Origin of the sequence: Hyphomicrobium zavarzinii ATCC 27496 (assembly GCF_000383415.1) — a bacterium.
GTDB classification, from domain to species: domain Bacteria; phylum Pseudomonadota; class Alphaproteobacteria; order Rhizobiales; family Hyphomicrobiaceae; genus Hyphomicrobium_C; species Hyphomicrobium_C zavarzinii.
The window spans coordinates 1-1232 of record NZ_KB911269.1 but is presented as its reverse complement, the minus strand read 5'-3'; the positions used below and the strand labels follow the sequence as shown (position 1 = coordinate 1232).

At 63.6% G+C, this 1232-nt stretch carries 1 protein-coding gene and 1 pseudogene; both read left to right on the top strand.

Annotation, left to right across the window (positions count from 1 at the left end; all coding sequences use genetic code 11):
• Positions 1 to 67: 67 nt before the first annotated feature.
• Positions 68 to 220 (top strand): annotated as a pseudogene (locus F812_RS27090) (transposase); the annotation flags it as partial.
• Positions 187 to 1206: an IS3 family transposase gene (locus tag F812_RS0121920; RefSeq protein ID WP_245257745.1), complete on the top strand. Its 1020-nt coding sequence runs from the start codon at positions 187 to 189 to the stop codon at positions 1204 to 1206. The pseudogene F812_RS27090 and the gene F812_RS0121920, both read left to right, overlap by 34 nt.
• Positions 1207 to 1232: the final 26 nt, after the last annotated feature.

The following is a 1232-nucleotide window of genomic DNA, read 5'->3' as shown; positions in this document are numbered from 1 at the left end:
TGACCTGAGACCCTCGATTTCCTCCAGATTTGGGTAGAGTCCGTAACCTCCAGAGAGGAGACGGACGATGCGTAAGAGTAGGTTTTCGGAAGAGCAGATCATCGGCATCCTGCGGGAGCAGGAGGCGGGTAGGCCGACGGCGGACGTCTGCCGTAAGCACGGGATCAGCGGCGGCACCTTCTACAAGTGGAAGTCGAAGTTCGGCGGCATGGACGTCTCGGACGCCAAGCGGCTGCGCTCACTCGAGGACGAGAATGCGAAGCTGAAGAAGCTGCTCGCCGAGACGATGCTCGACAACGCGATCTTGAAGGACGTGACCTCCCGAAAGTGGTGACGCCCGCCGCTCGACGGCAGGCTGTCGCTCACGTGTGCACGACGCACGAGGTGAGCGAGCGGCGGGCCTGCACAGCACTTGGTCTCGATCGTTCGACGATTCGCTACCGCAGCCGTCGCCCCGATGATGCCGGCGTCCGGCAGCGCATCCGCGATCTGGCTGCCATCCGTCGCCGGTTCGGTTACCGGCGACTGCATTTTCTGCTCTGCAAGGAAGGACTGCACATGAACCAGAAGCGGTTCCGGCGGCTCTACCGCGAGGAAGGCTTGGCGGTGAGGAAGCGTCGCGGTCGCAAGCGGGCCTTGGGCGTGAGAGCACCACTCGGGCTTCCCTCGCGTCCCAACGAGCGCTGGAGCCTGGACTTCGTCTCCGACTGCCTCACGAGCGGACGTCGCTTCCGCATTCTGGCGATCGTCGACGACTGCACGCGGGAATGCCTGGCGCTGGTTGCCGACACGTCGCTCTCGGGTCACCGCGTCGCGCGCGAGTTGGACGCCGTGATCACGCGGCGCAGAGCCAAGCCGAGAACGTGCGTCTCCGACAACGGCACCGAACTGACCAGCATGGCGATCCTCAAATGGAGCAAGGCCAGCGGTGTCGACTGGCACTACATCCAGCCCGGCAAGCCGCAGCAGAACGCGTTCGTCGAGAGTTTCAACGGTCGGCTGCGCGACGAGCTCTTGAACGAGACGTTGTTCTCCACGCTCGACGAAGCGAGAACGCGGCTGGCGGCGTGGCGCGACGATTACAATCGTGTCCGGCCCCACTCGGCTCTCGCCAACCGGACACCGGAGGAGTTCCACGACCACCATCTGGCCCTTGCCGTGACGAACGATCAGGTCCAGAAATTTAGCCCAGGACTCACCCTCTGACTGGATGAGAGAAGGGTCTCAGGTCA